18 protein-coding genes and 1 pseudogene are annotated in these 22725 nt (G+C 49.7%); 8 read left to right on the plus strand and 11 right to left on the minus strand.

The window, feature by feature from the left end; translation table 11 throughout:
* Positions 1–38 precede the first annotated feature (38 nt).
* Together mobB and mobA are read right to left on the minus strand one after the other, a co-directional pair.
* Positions 39–560, minus strand: a complete 522-nt coding sequence (gene mobB, locus GBAG_RS20630) for a molybdopterin-guanine dinucleotide biosynthesis protein MobB (protein WP_034499929.1) — start codon at positions 558–560, stop codon at positions 39–41.
* On the minus strand, positions 545–1126 hold the full coding sequence (gene mobA, locus GBAG_RS20635; protein WP_034500099.1) for a molybdenum cofactor guanylyltransferase MobA: 582 nt from the start codon (positions 1124–1126) through the stop codon (positions 545–547). Before mobA ends, mobB begins: the two co-directional genes overlap by 16 nt.
* A 71-nt stretch (positions 1127–1197) precedes the next feature.
* Here mobA and GBAG_RS20640 point away from each other — a divergent pair, with 71 nt between their 5' ends.
* From GBAG_RS20640 to dsbA, 3 genes are all read left to right on the plus strand, one after another.
* Positions 1198–1467: a YihD family protein gene (locus tag GBAG_RS20640; RefSeq protein ID WP_034499931.1), complete on the plus strand. Its 270-nt coding sequence runs from the start codon at positions 1198–1200 to the stop codon at positions 1465–1467.
* A 76-nt stretch (positions 1468–1543) separates the two neighbouring features.
* Positions 1544–2530, plus strand: coding sequence for a serine/threonine protein kinase (locus GBAG_RS20645; RefSeq protein ID WP_034499933.1), 987 nt, complete (start codon positions 1544–1546; stop codon positions 2528–2530).
* A 28-nt stretch (positions 2531–2558) separates the two neighbouring features.
* Positions 2559–3182, plus strand: coding sequence for a thiol:disulfide interchange protein DsbA (gene dsbA / locus GBAG_RS20650; RefSeq protein WP_034500101.1), 624 nt, complete (start codon positions 2559–2561; stop codon positions 3180–3182).
* Positions 3183–3213: 31 nt separating this feature from the next.
* Here dsbA and GBAG_RS22425 read toward each other — a convergent pair.
* Positions 3214–3420: pseudogene (locus GBAG_RS22425) on the minus strand (acyltransferase); the annotation flags it as partial.
* Between the two features lie 389 nt (positions 3421–3809).
* Between GBAG_RS22425 and polA the strand changes: the two are divergent.
* Positions 3810–6602, plus strand: coding sequence for a DNA polymerase I (gene polA / locus GBAG_RS20655; protein ID WP_034499935.1), 2793 nt, complete (start codon positions 3810–3812; stop codon positions 6600–6602).
* 153 nt (positions 6603–6755) lie between these two features.
* Positions 6756–6803, plus strand: coding sequence for a small protein SpfP (gene spfP, locus GBAG_RS23320; RefSeq protein WP_071892919.1), 48 nt, complete (start codon positions 6756–6758; stop codon positions 6801–6803).
* Positions 6804–6890: 87 nt separating this feature from the next.
* On the opposite strand, the gene yihA is transcribed toward spfP, so the two are convergent.
* Positions 6891–7547, minus strand: a complete 657-nt coding sequence (yihA, locus tag GBAG_RS20660; protein ID WP_034500102.1) for a ribosome biogenesis GTP-binding protein YihA/YsxC — start codon at positions 7545–7547, stop codon at positions 6891–6893.
* A gap of 586 nt (positions 7548–8133) precedes the next feature.
* On the opposite strand from yihA, the gene yihI reads away from it, so the two are divergent.
* On the plus strand, positions 8134–8649 hold the full coding sequence (gene yihI, locus GBAG_RS20665; protein WP_034499937.1) for a Der GTPase-activating protein YihI: 516 nt from the start codon (positions 8134–8136) through the stop codon (positions 8647–8649).
* A gap of 149 nt (positions 8650–8798) precedes the next feature.
* Complete coding sequence (hemN, locus tag GBAG_RS20670; RefSeq protein ID WP_034499938.1) at positions 8799–10172, plus strand: oxygen-independent coproporphyrinogen III oxidase; 1374 nt, start codon at positions 8799–8801, stop codon at positions 10170–10172.
* 31 nt (positions 10173–10203) lie between these two features.
* Here hemN and glnG read toward each other — a convergent pair whose 3' ends face one another.
* The 3 genes from glnG to glnA form a co-directional block, all read right to left on the minus strand.
* Positions 10204–11613: a nitrogen regulation protein NR(I) gene (gene glnG, locus GBAG_RS20675; protein WP_034499940.1), complete on the minus strand. Its 1410-nt coding sequence runs from the start codon at positions 11611–11613 to the stop codon at positions 10204–10206.
* A gap of 8 nt (positions 11614–11621) precedes the next feature.
* Positions 11622–12671, minus strand: a complete 1050-nt coding sequence (gene glnL, locus GBAG_RS20680) for a nitrogen regulation protein NR(II) (protein WP_034499941.1) — start codon at positions 12669–12671, stop codon at positions 11622–11624.
* 137 nt (positions 12672–12808) lie between these two features.
* Positions 12809–14218 carry a glutamate--ammonia ligase gene (gene glnA / locus GBAG_RS20685; protein WP_034499942.1) on the minus strand — a complete coding sequence of 470 codons (1410 nt, stop codon included), beginning with the start codon at positions 14216–14218 and terminating at the stop codon, positions 12809–12811.
* Positions 14219–14561: 343 nt separating this feature from the next.
* Here glnA and typA point away from each other — a divergent pair, with 343 nt between their 5' ends.
* Positions 14562–16388, plus strand: coding sequence for a ribosome-dependent GTPase TypA (gene typA, locus GBAG_RS20690; RefSeq protein ID WP_034499943.1), 1827 nt, complete (start codon positions 14562–14564; stop codon positions 16386–16388).
* Positions 16389–16535: 147 nt separating this feature from the next.
* On the opposite strand, the gene GBAG_RS20695 is transcribed toward typA, so the two are convergent.
* From GBAG_RS20695 to yihS, 4 genes are read right to left on the minus strand one after another with little or no spacing between them, the layout of a single operon-like run.
* A complete protein-coding gene (locus GBAG_RS20695; RefSeq protein ID WP_034499944.1) occupies positions 16536–17948 on the minus strand; it encodes an MFS transporter in 1413 nt (470 codons plus the stop codon).
* Positions 17949–17960: 12 nt separating this feature from the next.
* Positions 17961–19361 carry an MFS transporter gene (locus tag GBAG_RS20700; RefSeq protein WP_034499947.1) on the minus strand — a complete coding sequence of 467 codons (1401 nt, stop codon included), beginning with the start codon at positions 19359–19361 and terminating at the stop codon, positions 17961–17963.
* 47 nt (positions 19362–19408) lie between these two features.
* On the minus strand, positions 19409–21448 hold the full coding sequence (locus GBAG_RS20705; protein WP_034499949.1) for an alpha-glucosidase: 2040 nt from the start codon (positions 21446–21448) through the stop codon (positions 19409–19411).
* Between the two features lie 35 nt (positions 21449–21483).
* Positions 21484–22725 carry a sulfoquinovose isomerase gene (gene yihS / locus GBAG_RS20710; protein ID WP_034499951.1) on the minus strand — a complete coding sequence of 414 codons (1242 nt, stop codon included), beginning with the start codon at positions 22723–22725 and terminating at the stop codon, positions 21484–21486.

A 22725-nucleotide genomic window follows, 5' to 3' on the forward strand; every position in this document is an offset into this window, starting at 1 on the left:
TTTATACATAAAAATGCCCGCAACAAGGCAGGCTAATTTCACTTCTTAATCCAATCCGCAATAAAATCAGCAATCTGAAAGGGTGAATTGATATCCAGAACTGGAATCTGCACATCAGGAAGCTGCACGTCACTAGCAATGGCAATCACTTGGTTATCGACAACAAGCTCAGCTATGCTGTGCTTTAGCCCATCCCTGTAAAGCAGAATTTTTGGAATCGCTTCATGCTTAAATCCCTCAACTAATATCAAATCCAATGAAGTTGGATCCATTCGACTGGCTAGCCAGTGCAGATCCAGCTCTTCTTGCGCAGGAGTTTCGGTCATTAATGCCCATCTATTATTATTGGCGACGATTGTTTGTGCGGCACCGGCTTTTCGCAATTCATAACTGTCTTTTCCGGGTGTATCGATATCGACATCATGATGGGTATGTTTGATCAGACCTGGGCGAATCCCTCGTTCATTAAGCTGGGGAATCAATTGCTTAAGAAGTGTTGTTTTGCCTGTACCGCTCCAGGCGGCAAAAGCGAGTAGAGGCACCATTATTTGTTTTCCCATTGTGCGAGATCTTCTGGTGAATTAATGTTGACGAAATTTTGCTTCTGATTCGGAAATAATACGGCGTGTCCGCCCACCTCTCGCAGAAAAACCATGACTCGCCGTTCACCTGACGCCAGATAGATTTCCAGCGGAGCAGTGAGTTTCTTGTGCAGGAGGGCAATAGTGGGATGATCTCGCTCACCATCGTTTACCCAAAGGGCAGAAGCATCCCCTTTTTGCTCCCAAAGCCTGGAGGCTAAATCTTCGGGTATATTGGGTGTATCGCATGGGCAAAACAAAAACCACTCACTGTGTAACTGCTTAATTAGTGACAACATTCCAGCAAGCGGTCCAGGGTAATCGGGCAATGTATCGCTGAGAACGGTTAACCCAACAGACTGATATTTTGCTCTATTTCTGTTGGCGCTAATCACCACGTCGTTGACCTGCGGTGCCAGCTTTCTGATGACGTGTTCAAACAGCGGTAGTCCATTTAATTCGATGAGCCCTTTATCCTGGCCGCCCATTCGAGTTGATCGCCCACCGGCCAAAACCACACCAGTAACTTCCGTTAAACACCTCACCAATATCGCCTCTTTTAATGTGGGTTTGAGCCTGCTAACGTGTACCCCTCGCATGTGAAAGGAGCACAATAATGAAATGCAAACGTCTTAACGAACTGCTCGAGCTACTTCAGCCCGCATGGCAGAAAGAGCCTGATCTCAATTTGATTCAATTTTTACAGAAACTCAGTAAAGAGTCAGGTTATACCGGTGAATTAACCGATCTGACCGATGACGTGCTTATTTATCATCTGAAAATGCGTGACTCCGCGAAAGATGCTGTTATTCCTGGCATTCAGAAAGACTACGAAGAAGATTTTAAGACCGCATTATTGCGCGCTCGTGGCGTAATTAAAGAGTAAAAGCTTGTAAGCCAGTCCACTTTAACGGCTACGAAATGTTATCCTCAACTATTCGCATTTACAGTCGGTTGCGTGGATGACAGACAGCGCTTTCAATTTTCAGACACTACATCCGGATACCATCATGGATGCCCTTTTTGACCAGGGTATACGGGTGGATTCCGGCTTGACTGCATTAAATAGTTTTGAGAACCGCGTCTATCAGTTTCAGGACGAGGATCGAAAACGTTATGTGGTGAAATTTTATCGTCCTCATCGCTGGTCTCCTGAACAAATACAAGAAGAACATCAGTTTGCCCTTGAGTTGCTGGCTGATGAAGTTCCTGTCGCCGCACCATTGAAGTTTAACGGCAATACATTGCTGCGCCATCAAGGCTTTGTGTACGCGGTGTTTCCAAGTTTAGGCGGAAGACAGTACGAAACAGATAGCCTGGATCAAATGGAATGGGTGGGACGCTATCTTGGCCGCATCCATCAAACGGGGCGCCGCAAGCAATTTTCTGCTCGTCCTGATATGGGCTTGAGTGAATATTTATTTGAGCCGCGTGAACTGTTTGAGCACACGCATCTCATTCCATCTGCTCTGAAACAGCGCTTCTTAAAAGCAACAGATGCACTTATAGAAGAAGTGAAACTTCACTGGCATGCTGATTTTGAGTCACTACGACTGCATGGAGACTGCCACCCGGGGAATATTCTCTGGCGCGATGGTCCTTTGTTCGTCGATCTCGATGATGCCCGTAATGGCCCCGCAATTCAGGATATCTGGATGCTGCTCAATGGCGATAAAGCCGAGCAGAGAATGCAGTTGGAAATGATTGTTGAGGCATATGAAGAGTTTGCCCCATTTAATTCAGACGAAATTACGCTCATAGAACCTTTACGAGCCATGCGTATGGTCTATTATCTCGCGTGGATAATTCGACGCTGGGATGATCCCGCATTCCCCAGAAATTTTCCGTGGATTACCGACGAAGATTACTGGCGGAGACAAATTGCGACTTTTACAGAGCAGGTCCGGGTTCTGCGTGAACCACCATTAACATTAACGCCAATGTATTAATCAGTATTTATTCAGGAGAGATTTGATGATGAAAAAGATTTGGCTGGCGCTGGCGGGGATGATCCTGGCATTCAGCGTTTCTGCAGCGCAGTATAAAGATGGCAAAGAGTTCGTTACTTTGGAAAAACCCGTCGCTGGAGAGCCGCAGGTTCTGGAGTTCTTCTCTTTCTATTGCCCGCACTGCTATCAGTTTGAAGAAGTTCTTCATGTTTCTGATACCGTGAAGAAAAAACTGCCGGAAGGCACCAAAATGACTAAATACCATGTCGAGTTCCTTGGCCCATTGGGCAAAGACCTGACTCAGGCGTGGGCGGTAGCAATGGCGCTGGGTGTGGAAGATAAAATCACTGCTCCTATGTTTGAAGCTGTGCAAAAAACACAGACTGTTCAAAACGTTGCAGATATCCGCCAGGTATTCATTGATGCAGGCGTTAAAGCTGAAGAGTATGACGCAGCATGGAATAGCTTTGTGGTGAAATCATTGGTTGCCCAACAAGAGAAAGCTGCGGCAGATCTGCAATTGCAGGGTGTTCCAGCTATTTTCGTGAACGGTAAATATCAATTGAACCCGCAAGGAATGGACACCAGCAACATGGACGTATTCGTCCAGCAATATGCTGATGTGGCCAAATTCCTGGTCGAGAAAAAATAATAAAAAAGCCGGTCGATTGACCGGCTTTCTTTTATCGTTTAATGCTAATCAGCAGCGCGTCTTTGTCATGCCATAACGCATTCAGCCATTGCTGGAAACGCCGTTTAAAACCCTTATCATTTATGTAATCGCCATGCAGGTCCTCTGGAATCGGCACCAGCGACACTCTCACCACGATCCGAGTCATCTTGCCACTTAACATGTCATAGAACGGGCTTTGTACATTCTCCGGGTAACACGAGTTTGATGATGCCAGCGATAATAATGGGAACCGAACATGCGATTGTCACCACAATGGTGCATATAGGGCTTTTGATATCATTGCTCTATAACATAATTATTTTTTATATCCACATTTACGGATCACCCATGGAAGGCCGTGTAACTTGAGTGGTTAATTCATAAGGCAATGATAAACAATAGTATTTATGAGAGTGAGTGTTTCCTGTAAAAGAAATAATCAAATACTTAAAGAATTATGCACAAACTTATCCACAATATTGATCTTGAGGCCGATCTCGAAGATCAACAAAACTTTTCACCTAATCTGCCTCAAAAGTTCATGTTTTCAGCCAGGCTATGGCATCCTTTAGCTATAAACTAAAACCAGTCACGGAACGGAACATTATGGTTCAGATCGCGCAAAACCCACTTATCCTCGTTGATGGCTCATCCTACCTTTATCGTGCTTATCATGCCTTTCCACCGCTGACCAATAGCAAAGGTGAACCAACAGGGGCAATGTACGGTGTGCTGAACATGCTGCGCAGTCTGTTGTTGCAGTATCAACCGACCCACGCAGCAGTGGTTTTTGATGCTAAAGGCAAAACCTTCCGTGACGAATTGTTCGAGCATTACAAATCTCATCGCCCGCCAATGCCCGACGATCTGCGTGCGCAAATAGAACCTCTCCATGCGATGGTTAAAGCCATGGGCTTGCCTCTCCTGGCGGTTTCAGGCGTGGAAGCGGACGATGTGATTGGTACACTGGCGCTTGAAGCTGAGCGTGTTGGTCGCCCGGTGTTGATTAGTACCGGCGATAAAGATATGGCGCAGTTGGTTACACCGGGCGTTACGCTTATCAATACCATGACCAATACCATTCTTGGCCCGGATGAAGTCCGCACTAAATATGGCGTGCCGCCAGAACTCATCATCGACTTCCTGGCATTGATGGGCGACTCGTCAGATAACATCCCTGGAGTGCCTGGCGTTGGCGAGAAAACAGCACAGGCGCTGCTACAAGGCTTAGGTGGACTGGATACGCTGTATGCCAACCCAGAGAAAATCGCCGAATTAACCTTCCGTGGTGCAAAAACCATGGCGGCGAAGCTTGAACAGAGCAAAGATCTTGCTTACCTCTCCTATAAACTGGCGACCATTAAAACGGACGTTGAGCTTGAACTCGGTTGCGAGCAATTAGAAGTGCAGCAACCTGCAGACGAAGAGCTTCTTGAGCTGTTCAAACAATATGAATTCAAACGCTGGATTACCGACGTAGAAGCTGGCAAATGGTTGCAGGCCAAGGGCGCGAAGAGTGCTACTCAGCCTAAAAAAACCATTGAGATTGAAACCGAAGCTGAACCAGAAGAGCCAGCAATTGCCCTTTCTCACGAAAACTACGTCACTATTCTTGAAGAAAGCGTGCTTGAAGAATGGATTACTCGCCTGAAGAAAGCACCTGTCATCGCCTTTGACACGGAAACTGACAGTCTGGACAACATCAGCGCGAATCTGGTCGGTCTTTCATTTGCTACGGAGCCGGGCGTTGCGTGCTATATACCGGTTGCGCATGACTATTTAGATGCCCCTGTGCAAATTCCTCGCGAACGCGCACTCGAGATGTTGAAGCCGCTACTTGAAGATGAAAGCATTCTTAAGGTTGGGCAAAACCTCAAGTTTGACCGTGGCATCATGCAAAACTACGATATCGAACTTCGCGGAATTGCGTTCGATACCATGCTTGAGTCCTATATTCTTGATAGCGTCGCAGGCCGCCATGATATGGACAGCCTTTCCGCACGCTGGTTGAAGCACACAACCATCACTTTTGAAGAGATTGCTGGTAAAGGTAAAAAGCAGCTGACCTTCAACCAGATAGATCTCGAGCAGGCTGGGCGTTACGCCGCAGAAGATGCAGACGTGACCTTGCAGTTGCACCTGAAAATGTGGCCTCAGCTTGAAAAGCGTGAAGGGCCATTAAGTATCTTCAAAAATATTGAGATGCCGCTGGTGCCTGTGCTTTCACGCATTGAACGTAATGGCGTGAAGATCGATCCGGCTGTGTTGCATACGCATTCTGAGCAACTGACAAAACGCCTCGCTGAGCTGGAAATCACCGCTCACGAAATCGCGGGTGAGCCGTTTAACCTCTCTTCTCCAAAGCAGCTGCAAACCATTCTGTTTGAAAAGCAGGGAATTAAGCCGCTGAAGAAAACCCCAGGCGGCGCACCGTCCACATCTGAAGAAGTGCTGGAAGAGCTGGCTCTGGATTATCCATTGCCTAAAGTTATTCTTGAGCATCGTGGTCTGGCAAAACTGAAATCGACTTATACCGATAAGCTGCCGCTGATGATTAACCCGAAAACGGGGCGCGTACACACTTCTTATCATCAGGCTGTTGCGGCAACCGGGCGCTTATCTTCAACCGAACCAAACCTGCAAAATATTCCAGTGCGTAATGAAGAAGGTCGTCGTATTCGTCAGGCCTTTATTGCGCCGAAAGATTACCTGATTGTTTCTGCTGACTACTCGCAAATTGAGCTGCGCATCATGGCGCATTTATCTCGCGATAAAGGGCTGCTGACGGCGTTTGCTGAAGGCAAAGATATTCACCGCGCGACGGCTGCGGAAGTATTCGGTATTCCGTTGGATAATGTTTCTGGCGAGCAACGCCGCAGCGCGAAAGCGATCAACTTCGGTTTGATTTACGGCATGAGTGCGTTTGGTTTGTCACGCCAGCTCAATATTCCGCGAAAAGAGTCGCAGAAATACATGGACCTCTACTTCGAGCGCTACCCGGGTGTTCTGGAATATATGGAGCGTACTCGCAAGCAGGCAAAAGAGCAGGGATATGTCGAAACGCTGGATGGCCGCCGTCTTTATTTACCTGATATCAATTCCAGCAATGCGGCTCGTCGCGCAGGTGCTGAACGTGCGGCTATCAACGCCCCAATGCAGGGAACGGCAGCCGATATTATCAAGCGTGCCATGATTGCTGTCGATGCCTGGCTTGAATCAGAAAAACCGCGTGTGAAAATGATCATGCAAGTACACGATGAACTGGTGTTTGAAGTGCATCAAGATGATCTGGAAGCCGTATCGAAGAAAATTCACGAGCTGATGGAAGGCAGCATGAAACTTGATGTGCCGTTGCTGGTGGAAGTTGGAAGCGGTGTAAACTGGGATGAAGCTCACTAATTAAAGTGATTTATGTAACTAAGCAACATAACTCATAGCTTTTTGTGATGACGCTTCAATATCGGTGTGTAAAGGGTGAAAAAAAACTACAAAAAATACTTTTTCAACCGATTAAAAAGGAGTAGAGTTATTTGCGTAGGGTACAGAGGTAAGATGTTCTATCTTTCAGACCTTTTACTTCACGTAATCGGATTTGGCTGAATATTTTAGCCGCCCCAGTCAGTAATGACTGGGGCGTTTTTTATTGGGCGCGAGTCAGGAAATGCACGGGTTTCCCCCATACATTATTTATTCCCCAGTCGTTTCGTCGTCTTCTTCAACGCTGTCTTCTTCGATTGCTGGTGGGATATCGTTATACCAACCATCAAGCTTATGACGTAACACATCCACGCCGATTTTTTTCAGTGAGGAAAACGCCTCAACCTGAATATCACCGTTAAACTCTACAACCGCTTCGCGCACCATGTTCAGTTGTGCTTTACGCGCACCAGAAGCCAGTTTGTCGGCTTTAGTTAGCAGCAGCATCACGGGAATGCCGCTGGCAACAGCCCAGTGAATCATTTGCTGATCGAGGTCTTTCAGCGGATGACGAATATCCATCAGCACCACTAAACCTTTCAGGCTGTTACGCTTTTGCAGATACTCGCCAAGTGCGCGCTGCCATTTCAGTTTTACTTCTTCAGGTACTTCGGCGTAGCCATAGCCCGGTAAATCCACCACACGTAAGCCTTCAGCAACTTCAAACAAGTTGATGAGCTGCGTACGGCCAGGTGTTTTACTGGTACGAGCCAGTGCTTTCTGATTTGTCAGCGTATTTAACGCGCTGGATTTCCCTGCGTTTGAGCGGCCTGCGAAAGCAACCTCAATACCGGTATCAGAAGGTAAATGGCGAATATCCGGTGCGCTAAGCACGAAGTGGGTCAGTTGGTAGTTCCAGTTTTTCAAAACGGTTGTCTCCCTCAGGATGAGCATTGTGGGGGATTATACCTGAACATGAGCAAAACGCCGTGTTTCTCGGCGCGGCTGACAGGCTTACAGAAATCCGCCCGAGGCTTGTAAGACATTGACCATTCATACTGGCAGATAACGCAGTGTTGTGAGATGCAGACATAATTAAAAGTGTTTATATAACATATGGTTATTATGTAAGTGCTGAGTGATGGCAATGACTTAACTCAAATGCTCATCTTGTAGAATCAATAGGTAAGCGTAAAGTAAGCGGCACAGGCAAAGGAGAGCCGGAAAGGATAGCAACTCAGGATGAGGGTTCAGGAGCGTCATGATGACGAAGAACCAGGGAAATGCCAGGAGGCAACGTCAGGAGACGTTTTAAAAGGACAAGGAACTACACGGAAGTTGTTTGCAATGGAAAGACAGGGCGTCGAGTGCAAACAGGGATTGTGTGACCTATGAAGGGTCCAGAGACAAGAAAAAGGCGACAGGTTAACCTGCCGCCTTTTTTCTTTGCTTGCTTTCTGCTAGATTCCGCCGCAATTCTATACTGAATAAAAATGGCTCAAGATAACCTATTATGAAGCAACAAAACTCAGCAGTACCTGGTTCCAAACCTTCAAAAGCACGTCGTAAAACGCGTGAAGAGTTAGATCGTGAAGCGCGTGACCGTAAACGCGATAAAAAGCACAGTGGACACGCTGCGGGGAGTCGCGCAACTGGCGGCACTCAGGCTAAAAGTGGAACAGGTAGCTCTCAGGCTAAAGATCCGCGTATCGGCAGTAAAAAACCCGTTGCTCTGGGCGTAACTGAAGTCCAGGTCAAGAAACCAAAACAGCACAAACCTAAAGTTGAGAAACCTATGCTTACACCACAGGCTGAACTGGATTTGCTGGAAAATGATGAGCGCCTGGATGCGCTGTTAGAGCGTCTTGAGGAAGGTGAAACTCTCAATGCAGAAGAGCAGGCTTGGGTTAACGCTAAGCTTGATCGTATTGATGCACTGATGGAAGAACTCGGCATCTCTTATGAAGATGACGAAGATGAAGAAGAGAAGGGCGATGATTTGATGCGCCTGCTTAAAGGCACTGACTAACGGTTTACCTCAATGGGATTACCTGTTCTTTGCGTGGTTATTCCGCTGGTGTGTTATCTGCTGTGGTTATTCGTTAAACTACGGCGGCTGTCGCGATTACAAAAGTCGTTGCGCCGTCAACGAATGCGGCATCACCGGAGGGAGTGAGAATGTCTGAGCAGTTAATCGATTGGGATTTGGCCCTGATCCAGAAATATAATTATTCAGGGCCGCGTTATACTTCTTATCCCACAGCGCTGGAGTTTTCAGAAGACTTCGGCGAGGCGGCGTTTCTTGAAGCGGTTGCTCGTTACCCTGAGCGTCCGCTGTCGTTGTATGTCCATATCCCGTTCTGCCACAAGCTTTGCTATTTCTGCGGCTGCAATAAAATTGTTACCCGCCAGACTCACAAAGCCGATCAGTATTTAGATGCGCTGGAACAAGAGATTGCCCACCGTGCGCCGCTCTTTAAGGGCCGTCACGTCAGTCAATTGCATTGGGGCGGCGGTACACCGACTTACCTCAGTAAAGCGCAGATAAGCCGTCTGATGGGGCTTCTGCGTGGTCATTTCAATTTCAACGAAGACGCCGAATTATCTATTGAAATCGACCCGCGTGAAATCGAACTCGATGTCCTCGACCATCTGCGTCAGGAAGGCTTTACTCGCCTGAGCATGGGGGTGCAGGATTTCAACAAAGAAGTGCAGCGCCTGGTTAACCGCGAGCAAGACGAAGAGTTCATCTTTGCGTTGATTCAGCGTGCGCGAGAACTCGGTTTCACCTCGACGAATATCGACCTCATTTACGGTCTGCCAAAGCAGACACCAGAAAGCTTTGCTTTTACGCTTAAACGCGTCGCAGAACTCAGTCCCCACCGCCTGAGCGTTTTTAACTACGCCCATTTGCCGACTTTATTTGCCGCACAGCGCAAAATTAAAGATGCTGATTTGCCCAGCGCTCAGCAAAAACTCGACATTCTGCAAGAAACCATTAGCTCACTGACCAATGCCGGATACCAGTTTATTGGCATGGACCACTTTGCGCGGCCAGATGACGAACTGGCGATTGCGCAGCGCGAAGGCAAACTGCACCGTAATTTCCAGGGCTACACCACGCAGGGCGATACCGACTTGCTGGGGATGGGCGTTTCTGCAATCAGTATGATTGGCGACTGTTACGCTCAAAACCAGAAAGAGCTGAAGACTTATTATCAGCAGGTTGATAATCAAGGCGATGCGCTGTGGCGCGGCCTGGCACTCACCCGTGATGACTGCATTCGTCGTGACGTTATCAAAGCGCTTATCTGCAACTTCCAGCTTAAATTTGCCGAAATAGAGCAGCTTTGTGATCTGAGTTTTGCCGAGTATTTCGCAGAGGATTTAAAACTGTTGGCACCGTTGGCGAAAGATGGGCTGGTGGATATCGACAGCAAACAAATTCAGGTAACGGCAAAAGGTAGACTGCTAATCCGTAATATCTGCATGTGTTTTGATAGTTACTTGCGTCAGAAGGCGCGAATGCAACAATTCTCGCGTGTCATCTAAAACTAAAGGCGGCTTGAAAGCCGCCTTTTTGTTACTCCATCCCCAACTCTTTGAGCTTACGGGTCAGGGTATTTCGCCCCCAGCCGAGTAATCTCGCGGCTTCCTGCTTGTGGCCTTGCGTATGACGCAGCGCCGTTGTTAGCAAGGTGCGCTCCATTTCTGGCTGTGCCTCAGAAAGTAAATTCTGATGACCGGAACGTAATGCCCGGTCGGCCCATTGAGCCAGAAGTGTTGCCCAGTTGTCCGATTGCGAATGCGTCGGGCTATCGGGAATGGTGGTTTCGAACAATTCTGCCGGTAAATCCTGAATCAACACTTCCTGGCCTGCCGCCATCACTGTTAACCAGCGGCAGGTGTTTTCCAGTTGGCGCACGTTACCCGGCCAGGCCAGGCGCGTTAAAGCATTTTCAGTTTCAGGATGCAACAACTTGGCTTCTACGCCTAGTTCCTGAGCCGCTACTTGTAAGAAATGGCGGGCCAGGCGCGGAATATCCTCGCGGCGTTCACGCAACGGTGGCAGATGCACACGAATCACATTCAGACGGTGGAATAAATCCTCGCGGAATTTCCCTTCCTGCACGCGCAACTCAAGGTTCTGGTGAGTGGCGGCAATAATACGGACGTCGACTTTCACCGGCGCATACCCGCCAACGCGATAAAACTGCCCATCGGCTAATACACGCAGCAAGCGAGTTTGCACATCCATCGGCATATCACCGATTTCATCAAGGAAAAGCGTGCCACCATCAGACTGCTCAAAACGCCCCTGGCGAATTTGATTGGCACCGGTGAATGCGCCTTTCTCGTGGCCAAACAGCTCAGACTCAATCAAATCCTTTGGAATTGCGGCCATGTTCAGCGCAATAAAAGGAGATTTCACCCGTGGACTGTGGCGGTGTAAGGCGTGAGCCACCAACTCTTTACCGGTACCCGATTCACCGTTAATCAGCACGCTTATTGATGACCGGGACAAACGGCCAATAATGCGAAACACATCCTGCATAGCCGGTGCTTCACCGATAATATCGGTGGTCGGTCCATTCACCTGTACATTGCGCGGCTGCTGTTGTTCCAGATAATGGCTGATGGCGCGTTCAACCAGTGCGACCGCTTCGTCAATATCAAAAGGTTTTGGCAGGTAATCAAAAGCGCCTTGTTGGTAGGCACTCACGGCGGCTTCAAGATCTGAGTGAGCCGTCATTATGATGACCGGTAGCATCGGGTGTCGTTGTTTAATTTGCTTAAGCAGCGCCAGGCCGTCCATGCCGGGCATGCGAATGTCAGATAACAAAACGTCCGGGGTCTTGGTTGCAAGAGCATTAAGGACTTCACTGCCGCTCTCAAAGGTGGTGCAGCTTAAACCCGCTCCGGTCAGAGCACGTTCCAGCACCCAACGGATGGAGCTATCGTCATCAACGATCCAAACTATGCCTCGTTGCATAAAGACCTCTACTTACGAATAGGCAGATAAACCGAAAACTCGGTATGACCTGGCCAACTGTTAAATTCGATTTTTCCCGAATGCTGATCTATCAAGTTGCGTGCTATGGAAAGACCTAAACCTGTCCCTCCCTCACGTCCGCTCACCATTGGGTAGAATAGTGTGTCCTGCAGATGGGCCGGAATGCCCGGACCGTTGTCTTCAATATCAATACGCGCCGCCAGACGGTAGCGCGTGCCATGCAGCGTAAGCTGGAATGCAGTACGTGTGCGTAACACTATCTCACCGCCGTCGCTGCCAAGCGCCTGAAGGGCATTGCGAACAATATTTAATAAAATCTGTTCAATTTGGTCGGGATCGTGGGCCAGTTCCGGCAAACTTGGGTCGTAATCTCTGACCAGCGTTACGTTTGCTGGTAATTCCATCGACACCAGTTTCATCACACGCTCGGTCACTTTGTGGATGCTTTCAGTGACGTGCATTCCCGGCTGCTGTGGGCCTAATAGTCTATCTACCAGATTCCGTAAGCGATCAGCTTGCTCAATAATCACCTTGGTGTATTCAGTCAGTGATGGGTCTGGTAAGGCTCTGGCCAGCAGTTGGGCTGCTCCACGTAATCCACCAAGTGGATTTTTAATCTCATGTGCCAGCCCACGAACTAAATCTCGGGCGGCTATTTGTTGCGCCTGCTGCAACTGTTCCTGACTCAAGCGACGTTGGTTATCCATCGGCGCCATTTCCATCAGGATGTACCCTTCCGGTAAACGTTGTGCAGTCAGGGAAAGAATGTGGGAGCGGCTATCAATAACCAGCGTGACTTCGTTATCGGTGAACCCCTGGCCTGAGGTCAGGCTTTCCTGCATCAAGCCAACGTTGAGCGAAAAGTAACTCAACAGTTCTGGTAATGGAGTGCCGTACAGCTTGCGCGAACTTTGCGCCAAAAGTTGCTGTGCCGCTGGGTTGGCGTAATGCACAGCCAGCTCGTCATCCACCAGTAAAATACTGTTGATTAAAGAATTCAGGATCTGCCCAGCATCGGGCAGTGTGCCGGTTGCCATACAGCAGTCTCCGATAATGTGCACTGTAATGGTGCATTATAGTTTCCCGTCGGCAAAAGATATTGCGGCAACAGGTTATTTGTGGAGAAAAAAGCCCATCAACGATGGGCTAAAAGTTCTGGGTATTTACAACGTGATTAAACGCTGTAGTACAGTTCGAACTCGACTGGGTGTGGAGTCATGCGCACACGGTCGTTTTCTTCCATACGCAGAGCGATATAAGCGTCGATAGCTTCATCAGTGAACACGCCGCCCGCAGTCAGGAACTCGCGGTCTTCGTTCAGGCAGTTCAGTGCTTCTTCCAGAGAGCCAGCAACTTGTGGGATCTCTTTCGCTTCTTCTGGCGGCAGGTCGTACAGGTTTTTGTCCATTGCTTCGCCCGGATGGATTTTGTTCTTGATACCATCAAGACCAGCCATCAGCAGTGCCGCGAAGCACAGGTACGGGTTAGCTGCTGGGTCCGGGAAGCGCACTTCGATACGACGTGCTTTCGGAGACGCAACTACTGGGATACGGATTGAAGCAGAACGGTTAGCGGCAGAGTAAGCCAGCATGACTGGAGCTTCATAACCCGGGACCAAACGCTTGTAGGAGTTGGTGGTTGGGTTAGCCAGGGCGTTGATGGCTTTAGCGTGTTTGATAACACCACCGATGTAGTACAGCGCTTGCTCAGACAGGCCTGCATATTTGTCACCAGCGAACAGGTTTACACCGTTCTTAGCCAGGGACATGTGGCAGTGCATACCAGAACCGTTATCGCCAAACATTGGTTTTGGCATAAAGGTCGCAGTTTTACCGTATGCATGAGCAACGTTATGAACCACATATTTGTAAATCTGAATTTCATCTGCTTTTTTAGTCATGGTGTTGAAGCGGGTAGCCACTTCGTTCTGACCAGCAGTTGCCACTTCGTGGTGGTGAGCTTCAACAACCAGGCCCATTTGCTCCATAGTCAGACACATTGCAGAACGCAGGTCTTGAGCGGAGTCAACTGGTGGAACTGGGAAGTAACCGCCTTTAACTGCAGGACGGTGGCCTTTGTTGCCGCCTTCGTATTTGGTGCCGCTGTTCCATGCGCCTTCGATATCATCGATAGCAACGTGAGAACCGGAAATAGAGCTACCGAAACGAACGTCGTCGAACAGGAAGAACTCTGGTTCTGGCCCGAACAGTACGGTATCGGCGATGCCAGTAGAACGCAGGTAGTCTTCAGCACGCTTAGAAATGGAGCGTGGGTCGCGGTCATAACCCTGCATGGTGCCAGGCTCGAGAATGTCGCAACGAATGATCAGCGTAGAATCAGCGAAGAATGGGTCAATGACAGCGGTAGACGCATCTGGCATCAGAACCATGTCGGACTCGTTGATGCCTTTCCAGCCACCAATTGAAGAACCATCAAACATTTTGCCTTCTTCGAAGAAGTCAGCAGTAACCTGATGAGCAGGGATAGTGACGTGCTGTTCTTTACCTTTGGTGTCAGTGAAGCGCAAATCTACAAACTTCACTTCGTGTTCATTCAGCATCGTCAAAACGTGTTCAGCGGACATACTTAACTCTCCCGGATTTGGTCATTGAATTGGCTTGTTGCCCTGAAATGATTAAAGCGAAATCTGTGCCAACTTTTAAATTACCCCAAAAAGGCGCTATCATGCGCACTATAGTGCAAAAGGGCTGCACCACGATGGATAGTTTGCACCAATGTAGTGCTTCAGTCTGAGATTTGAGCACCATATTGGTGCAATTTTCGTTGTAGCTCCCTTTTTTGCTCCGTGAAAGCGATCACAAACCCTTACTTTTTACATTGTTTGTAAAAGTTCTTTGTGATCCTGTTATGTCCTTCGATTAATACGTGTACAATAACGCGCTATTTCTAATGCCTGAGGCAAAGTTGTGATCGAAAATCTGCGTAATATCGCCATCATCGCGCACGTTGACCATGGTAAAACTACCCTGGTTGATAAGCTGCTGCAGCAATCTGGTACTTTCAGTAACGAACGTGCTGAAGCCACCGAACGCGTGATGGACTCCAACGATTTGGAGAAAGAGCGTGGGATTACCATCCTCGCTAAAAACACCGCTATCAAATGGAATGACTACCGTATCAACATCGTTGATACCCCTGGGCACGCCGACTTCGGTGGTGAAGTTGAACGTGTAATGTCCATGGTAGACTCCGTTCTGCTGGTCGTTGACGCAATGGATGGCCCAATGCCGCAGACGCGCTTCGTAACCAAAAAGGCATTTGCCCACGGTTTGAAGCCAATTGTTGTAATTAACAAAGTTGACCGTCCTGGCGCGCGTCCTGACTGGGTTGTTGATCAGGTCTTCGACCTGTTCGTAAACCTCGACGCAACCGACGAGCAACTCGATTTCCCAATCATCTATGCATCAGCATTGATGGGTATCGCGGGTAACGATCACGGTGATATGGCGGAAGACATGACCCCGCTGTACCAGGCGATTGTTGACCACGTTAAAGCGCCATCCGTTGACTCTGATGGTCCGTTCCAGATGCAAATCTCCCAGCTCGACTACAACAACTATGTTGGTGTTATCGGCATCGGTCGTATCAAACGCGGTAAAGTGAAGCCTAACCAGCAAATCACTATCATCGACAGCGAAGGTAAAACTCGTAACGGTAAAGTCGGTAAAGTACTGACTCACCTCGGTCTGGAGCGTATTGAATCCACCGAAGCCGAAGCAGGCGACATCATCGCGATTACCGGTCTGGGCGAGCTGAACATCTCCGACACCCTTTGCGATACGCAAAATGTTGAAGCGCTGCCAGCACTGTCTGTTGATGAACCAACTGTTACCATGTTCTTCAACGTCAACACCTCTCCGTTCTGTGGCAAAGAAGGTAAATTCGTTACCTCTCGTCAGATCCTTGACCGCCTGAACAAAGAGCTGGTGCACAACGTTGCACTGCGTGTTGAAGAAACCGAAGATGCGGATGCATTCCGTGTATCCGGTCGTGGCGAACTGCACCTGTCTGTACTTATCGAAAACATGCGTCGTGAAGGCTTCGAACTGGCTGTGTCCCGTCCGAAAGTAATCAACCGTCTGATCGATGGTCGTATGCAAGAGCCGTTCGAAAACGTGACTCTGGATATCGAAGAACAGCACCAGGGTTCTGTAATGCAGGCGATGGGCGAGCGTAAGGGCGATGTCAAAGACATGATCCCTGACGGCAAAGGCCGTATCCGTCTGGATTACCTGATCCCAGCACGTGGCCTGATCGGCTTCCGTACTGAGTTCATGACCATGACTTCTGGTACTGGTCTGCTGTACTCCACATTCAGCCACTACGACGACGTGAAACCAGGCGAAATCGGCCAGCGCCAGAACGGCGTGCTGATCTCTAACGGCCAGGGTAAAGCAGTAGCGTTTGCGCTGTTCAGCCTGCAGGACCGCGGTAAGCTGTTCCTGGGTCACGGTGCAGAAGTTTATGAAGGCCAGATCATCGGTATTCACAGTCGTTCTAACGACCTGACTGTAAACTGCCTGACCGGTAAGAAACTGACCAACATGCGTGCGTCCGGTACTGACGAAGCAACTACTTTGGTTCCTGCACAGAAGATGTCCCTGGAGCAAGCTCTGGAATTCATCGATGATGACGAACTGGTAGAAGTTACTCCGACTTCCGTACGTATTCGTAAGCGTCACCTGACTGAAAACGACCGCAAACGTGCGGGTCGTGGTAGCAAAGAAGCGTAAGTTTCTTTCCTGCAAAGCATTGAAGCCCTGCCTGTCTAGGCGGGGCTTTTTTTTGCTCTGATTTATACCTTTCTAAAACGAATATCGTACTCCTGAACGAATACGATATTGGTATCCATTTTAAGCGCACCGGTTAATCGTTGTTTTTTATAAAGTTGCGGAAGCTTCTTTGGTATTTTCAACTGACAGTTGTGGAGTGGAAGCCTCCTGCTTGCGTTCGTTTAATTCGGCGATTATTTGCATAAACCGCTGTTCATTTAATTTATAAAACAGCCCCATGGTCATCGCTGCGGTAATCGCCAGGCTGCATGGCCAGATAAATATCAATTGGCGCAGGCCATTTAACGTGGTTTCACTCTGCGCGATGTTGGGAATATACCCGATTTGCGTCAGCATAATGCCGGGTAAAAAGCCCGCCAGTGCTGCCGAAATTTTGCGTGAAAACGTGTAGCCGGTATAAACCGAGCCTTCGGCGCGAATGCCGGTTTTCCACTCACCGTAATCCACAGTATCCGGCACCAATGCCCAGTTCAGGCTGTTGACAAACGCGGTGCCAAAGAACGCCATGCAGGAAAACAGCACGAACGATAACGAACTGTCTCCCCAGGCATAATTCAGCAAATCTCCCGCCGCCCATAACAACAATCCGCCCAGATAAACCTGCTTTTTCCCGAAACGTTTCACCGCCGCTGGCACCATCAGCACGCCAATCAGGATGCAGCCCATACTGAAAAAACCCATCCAGGAAAGCAGATGGATATCGTTCAGTACGTACTGAGTGTAATAAACCTGAATTGCCAGCTTGATGTTAAAAGCTGCCAGCGTGCAAAGATTGGCGATGCATAACACCAGCAACGGCGGGTTGCGAAAGATTGCGAGAAACGACTTAGCGATGGCCGGCTTATGGCTTTCCGGCACCACTTCCACATAACGCTCTTTGACGCCGCTGTGGCACCACCACATGCAAAATAACCCGCAGGTCGCGAAGAGTGTTGCCGCAACTAAATAACCCAGCGATGGGCGCTCAACAAACAGCGCCTGAATCGGTATAAATCCCACAGTACAAAGCAGCAACCCAAGTGTGGCACCACCTTGCCGCCACGCCGCCAGTTGTGCGCGCTCATGCGGATTTTTAGTTATCGCCGGAACCATCGCGCCGTAAGAGCAATTCATCAGGCTGTAAAACAGGCCGAACAACATAAACAGTACTGTCGAAAACGCCGTTTTCATCGTCAGGGTTAAACCGGTATCCACAAATTGCGCTGTTGCTACCAGCGCCACCGGCATTGCCGCATAAAAAATGAAAGGGCGAAACTTCCCTTTAGGGCCGATATTCCGGCGTGAATCAATCAACACGCCGGTTAGGATATCGGTAAAGGCGGTGAAGAATTTGGCGACCAGAAAGATAACGCCGCCGTAAAATGCCGGAAGACCAAGCACATCCGTATAAAACTTCAACAGATACAGCGTACCGATACACAGCATCAGGTTTGAGCCAAAATCCCCCATGCCGTACGCGAACTTTTCTCGCAAACTGAGTTTTAGCGTTAATACATTCATGGCCGACCCTTATTAATGTGCAGCAGCCCGTTTGCGGCTTTCAATCTCACCCACAATCCGCACGTACATTTTTTCATTCAGATTGTAGAAGCCGCCCATCGCGATAATCGTCACCACCGCCAGCGCGCTCGGCCAGATGAATATTAACTGCCGTAGCCCTTCAACGGTTCCGGCTGATTGCACTACGTTTGGCACATAGCCGATTTGCGTCAGCATCAAACCAGGGAAGAAGCCCGCCAATGCTTGCGAAACCTTACGGAAGAAGGTGAAACCGGTATAGACCGTGCCTTCAGAGCGCACGCCTGTTCGCCATTCACCGTATTCCACGGTGTCGGAAACCAGCGCCCAGTTCAGGCTGTTGACGAACGCAGAGCCGAAGAACGCCAGGCACGAGAACATCACGAAGCTGACCGAACTATCGCCCATCGTGTAGTTGAGCAAATCGCCCACTACCCAAATCAGCAGCCCGGCGATATAGACCTTTTTCTTGCCGAAGCGGCGCACGGCAGAAGGCATCAGAAACACGCCGAAGAAAATACAGCCCATGCTGAAAAAGCCCATGTATGAAAGCAGCAGTGGATCATTGAGCACGTATTGCGTGTAATAAACCTGAATCGCCAGTTTGACGTTAAATGCGCCGAGTGTGCATAAATTGGCGATGCAAAGAATAAACAGCGGGCGGTTGCCGGCGATAGCTTTGAATGATTGCAACAAACCCGGCTTGTGCCCAGGTGCAGGCTGCTGGGTTTCGACATATCGCTCTCTCACGCCGGAATAACACCACCACATAAAGAACAAGCCGAAGGCGCTAAACAACGCCGCTGCCACGATATAGCCCAGTTGCGGATTGTTATCGACCATGTTCATCACCGGCACAAAACCGACGGTGCACAGCAGCAGGCCGAGCGTGGCACCGCCTTGTCGCCACGCCGCCAGCGATGCACGTTCATTCGGGTTTTTAGTCATCGCCGGAACCATCGCGCCGTAAGAACAGTTCATCATGCTGAAGAACAAGCCATACAACATGAACAGCACCGTCGCCATTACGGTTTTGCCGGTGATGCTGAAATCCGTGCCGACAAAGTTAGCTATCGCCAGTAACGTGACGGGAAATGCCGCGTACAGCACGAACGGGCGGAATTTCCCTTTTGGCCCAATCTTGCGCCGTGAATCGAGCATGATGCCTGTGCCCATATCGGTAAACGCGGTAAAAAACTTGGCAATCAGGAAAATCACGCCGCCGTAAGTGCCGGGCAGACCTAAAACGTCGGTATAGAACTTCAGCAGGTAAAGTGTGCCGATATCCAGCAAGATATTTGAACCCAGGTCGCCCATTCCATAGGCGATTTTTTCCCGTAACGGAAGCAATAAAGTGGCCGGATCGCTGCCCCGGCTGTCGGTCTGATGACTCATTTTTATTCTCCTTGTGGCGGCGAGATTTGAACTCGCCGCCACGGCTATCAGATATGACGCAACGAGGTAAACAGCTCAGCCCATTCGCTGGTGGCCCGGTAAAACACTGGAGGTTGGCCGATTGGCGCAGCAACGGTAATTTCACCGCCACCGGTGTACGGTTCGCCCGTCCATAGGTTGACCCAGTTATCCTGTGGCAAATACAGCGTCCATTCGCTACTACCAGGCTGATGAACCGGTGCGACCAGCAAATCGCGGCCAAACAGATACTGATATTTCAGGATGTAGGTTTGCGGGTCGTCTTCGTAATGGAGGAATAACGGGCGCATCACGGGTAAGCCGCTTTGAGAATTAAGCGCTACGGCGTGTTTGATATACGGCTTAAGCGTCGTGAATACCGTCGTCATGCGGGCAAATTGCGCGATGATGTCGCTATCGTTGTCGAATTGCACATTATCGCCCGGACGGTTACCTTCATGTGTGCGCATCATCGGCGTGAAGGCGCTAAATTCGCACCAGCGCATCAGCAACTCTTTACTGCGCTTCATATCGAACAGCGTGGTGTAACCTCCGATATCGCTATGATGCAGACCGTGTCCGGTCATAGCCAACGACAACGCCGCCGGGATCACTGACGCCAGACCATCGTCCAGGCTCCAGTCCACGTTCTGATCACCAGCCCACATCATCGTCGAGTATTTCTGGCTGCCGGTATAACCCGCACGCATAAAGAACAGCACCTCGCCCAGCTTGCCGGTTTCTTCAAGCGCTTCGTAATTACACTTCGCCCACAGCGCAGGCCACGCGTTATGCATGACTTCAGCGCTAACGCCGTTATGCAGCACGGTATCGGTTGGTAAATATTCGCCAAAATCTGCCATCCAACCGCCAAAACCAAGCTCGATCAGGTTGCGTTTGATGAGTTCTTTGTACCAGTCGTAGGCTTCGGGATTGGTTAAGTCGATAACGCCCGCGTAAAACTCGCCGAACTCGACGTGGTAATCCTTTCCGTCATGAGTTTTGGTCAGATAGCCGAGCTTCGATGCTTCTTCGCACTGGTCGCGATCGCTTGCCACATAAGGGTTGATGTAGGTAAGAAAACGCACGCCTTCGGCCTGCCATTGTTTGATGCGCGTATTCAGCTCAGGGTACAAATCGCCGTTCCAGCGCCAGTTCCACATCACGCGTTTGCCAAACGACGTCATGCGAATACCCGACCAGTCCTGCGCCCAGATACCGTTAACTTTGACGCCGCCTTTGCGCATTACATCGAGTTTTTGCTGGCAAACCTCGTTGCCACCTTGCACGCCGAGCGTCACACCGTCATAAATCCAGTCCGGCATTTCTGGCTGGCGGCCTAATAAACCGGTGAGTTTTTCCAGCAACTGAATGTAGTTGTCGGCACATTCAAAGCGCAGCACCGCCTGGTCTTGCCAAATTGCCAGTTCATGGAAGTCTGGCGCGCTGAAATCGAAATTCATGTAGCAGCTGTTTTCAACGTGGCAGTAATACTTCTGTGTGCTGACGAACGTCGGCTGTGGGAAAAACGTCCAGTAATAATCGCCGCCTGCGTTTTCTTTGCAGTCGGCCTGCCAGGTCACATAAGTCTGTTTATTGCGCCCGACACCTTGCTCGCTGGTCCACAACGGGAACGGCTTGCCACGCAAATCGAAGTAAGAGAACTGCTCGCCACAACCATAAATATGGTCTTCTGGTTTTGCGGCAAGGCGCAGCCAAATGCGGTTATGGCTGGCGCTGTCGTTTTTGAGTTTCAGCTCAAGGCGGCCTTCGGCATCGATGCCGATATGCAGCGTGGCATTCACGGTATCGCCGCGTGTGAAGCGGACATTCCAGCCCGCATCTTGTGGGATGACGGCGGCTTCAATCAGGGCAATCTTTTCATCCAGCTTGTCCTTGATGCTGAAATTGCCACGGAACATATCAATATCGGCTTCACCCGCGCCCACCCATAAGCAAGGCGTTTGCGCGGTGTGCCGCAAAATCAGGCGATTCTGCCAGCTCAGGGCAAAGCCATCATTCAACGTGGTGAGTTCAAGGCTTTCTAAATTTTGTTGTGATAAGGCCATTATTAACTCCGTAAATGTAGGGTACGTGTTGTGGTTTATTTGGCGTTGCAATCCAACAAACCAGCGGCCACGGCGGGCGCTAAACCCGGTGCTAGCGGCAGTCTTGGGATCACCAGGCAATGCAATAGATGGTAAATATCCTGCTTGCCATCCCAGACCCTGGTGGTCACTTCATTGTTGGTGTCCAGCTCCTGCCACCACGAACCGTTCTCGTAATCCATCAGGTACTTAATGCAGTAATCCCACCATTTCTGATACCAGGTTTCGTACTGTGCATCTCCGGTTACGGTGAATAGCGCATATGCCGTTCCCATGGCTTCAACGATTGGCCAGCGCACACGTTCACGAACAATTGGCTCACCATCCCAACCCACGGAATAAACGAAACCTTCTGCACCGTCGGGTGCCCAGGCATCGCGGATGGTCGCGTTGAACAAGCCTTTGGCGTCTTCTAGCAACCAGGCTGGAGGTGTTTCAAAACGAGCTTCAAGTGCGGCGTGAAGATGCAGCATCAGGCGGCCCCACTCAATCCAGTGGCCTGGCGTGCCGCCGTAGGCACGGAAGCGGTGAGCAGGATTGTCTTTGTTGTAATCGCGGATTGGGTTCCAGTCGGCGTCGAAATGTTCATTGACGCGATATTCGCCGCTGCGAGCCACATCATGAATAATCACCGAGGCAATTCTTTGCGCACGGTCGAGCCATTTGCGGTCATGTGTGACGTCGTAAACAATTAAAAACGCTTCTACTGCGTGCATGTTGGCATTGCCGCCACGGTATTCTTCCGTCTTGCTGAACGATTCGTCCCACGACTCCAGGCACATTTGTTCCTGTTCGCTCCAGAAGTACTTTTCGATGACGTCGATGGCGTCATCCAGCAGTTTGCGTGCCTGAGGGTGGCCAGTGGTTACCGCACTTGCCGCGCCTAGCAACACAAAGAAATGCTGATAACCCTGCTTCGAGGCATCAATCACACCTTCGTCATTCACGCAGGCATACCAGCCGCCGTATTGCTTATCGCGCAGCGCACCATTGAGCGCGTTGATGCCATGCTCAACCAGTTGATAAGCGCCAGGACGGCCCATTGACGCAGCGATGGCGTAAACGTGCAACATACGAGCGGTGACCCACAAATGTGTACCCATGTCCGTTTTCACCAGACCGGTATTACCGAGCCAACCAAATCCCGTTGGCACCACAGATTTGCGGCCAAAATCGAAAATGCGGTCAGTTTCTTGCTCGAGCCAGCGGTTGTGGCTCAGTGTGTTAAACCATTTCAT

Origin of the sequence: Buttiauxella agrestis ATCC 33320, from assembly GCF_000735355.1 — a bacterium.
GTDB classification, from domain to species: domain Bacteria; phylum Pseudomonadota; class Gammaproteobacteria; order Enterobacterales; family Enterobacteriaceae; genus Buttiauxella; species Buttiauxella agrestis.

Coding starts and splice junctions, on each gene's coding strand:
- yihS (WP_034499951.1), bottom strand. CDS start 22,725: ATGAAATGGTTTAACACACTGAGCCACAACCGCTGGCTCGAGCAAGAA.
- GBAG_RS20645 (WP_034499933.1), top strand. CDS start 1,544: ATGACAGACAGCGCTTTCAATTTTCAGACACTACATCCGGATACCATC.
- polA (WP_034499935.1), top strand. CDS start 3,810: ATGGTTCAGATCGCGCAAAACCCACTTATCCTCGTTGATGGCTCATCC.
- dsbA (WP_034500101.1), top strand. CDS start 2,559: ATGAAAAAGATTTGGCTGGCGCTGGCGGGGATGATCCTGGCATTCAGC.
- hemN (WP_034499938.1), top strand. CDS start 8,799: ATGTCTGAGCAGTTAATCGATTGGGATTTGGCCCTGATCCAGAAATAT.
- GBAG_RS20705 (WP_034499949.1), bottom strand. CDS start 21,448: ATGGCCTTATCACAACAAAATTTAGAAAGCCTTGAACTCACCACGTTG.
- GBAG_RS20700 (WP_034499947.1), bottom strand. CDS start 19,361: ATGAGTCATCAGACCGACAGCCGGGGCAGCGATCCGGCCACTTTATTG.
- glnL (WP_034499941.1), bottom strand. CDS start 12,671: ATGGCAACCGGCACACTGCCCGATGCTGGGCAGATCCTGAATTCTTTA.
- GBAG_RS20695 (WP_034499944.1), bottom strand. CDS start 17,948: ATGAATGTATTAACGCTAAAACTCAGTTTGCGAGAAAAGTTCGCGTAC.
- GBAG_RS20640 (WP_034499931.1), top strand. CDS start 1,198: ATGAAATGCAAACGTCTTAACGAACTGCTCGAGCTACTTCAGCCCGCA.
- glnA (WP_034499942.1), bottom strand. CDS start 14,218: ATGTCCGCTGAACACGTTTTGACGATGCTGAATGAACACGAAGTGAAG.
- mobB (WP_034499929.1), bottom strand. CDS start 560: ATGGGAAAACAAATAATGGTGCCTCTACTCGCTTTTGCCGCCTGGAGC.
- yihI (WP_034499937.1), top strand. CDS start 8,134: ATGAAGCAACAAAACTCAGCAGTACCTGGTTCCAAACCTTCAAAAGCA.
- glnG (WP_034499940.1), bottom strand. CDS start 11,613: ATGCAACGAGGCATAGTTTGGATCGTTGATGACGATAGCTCCATCCGT.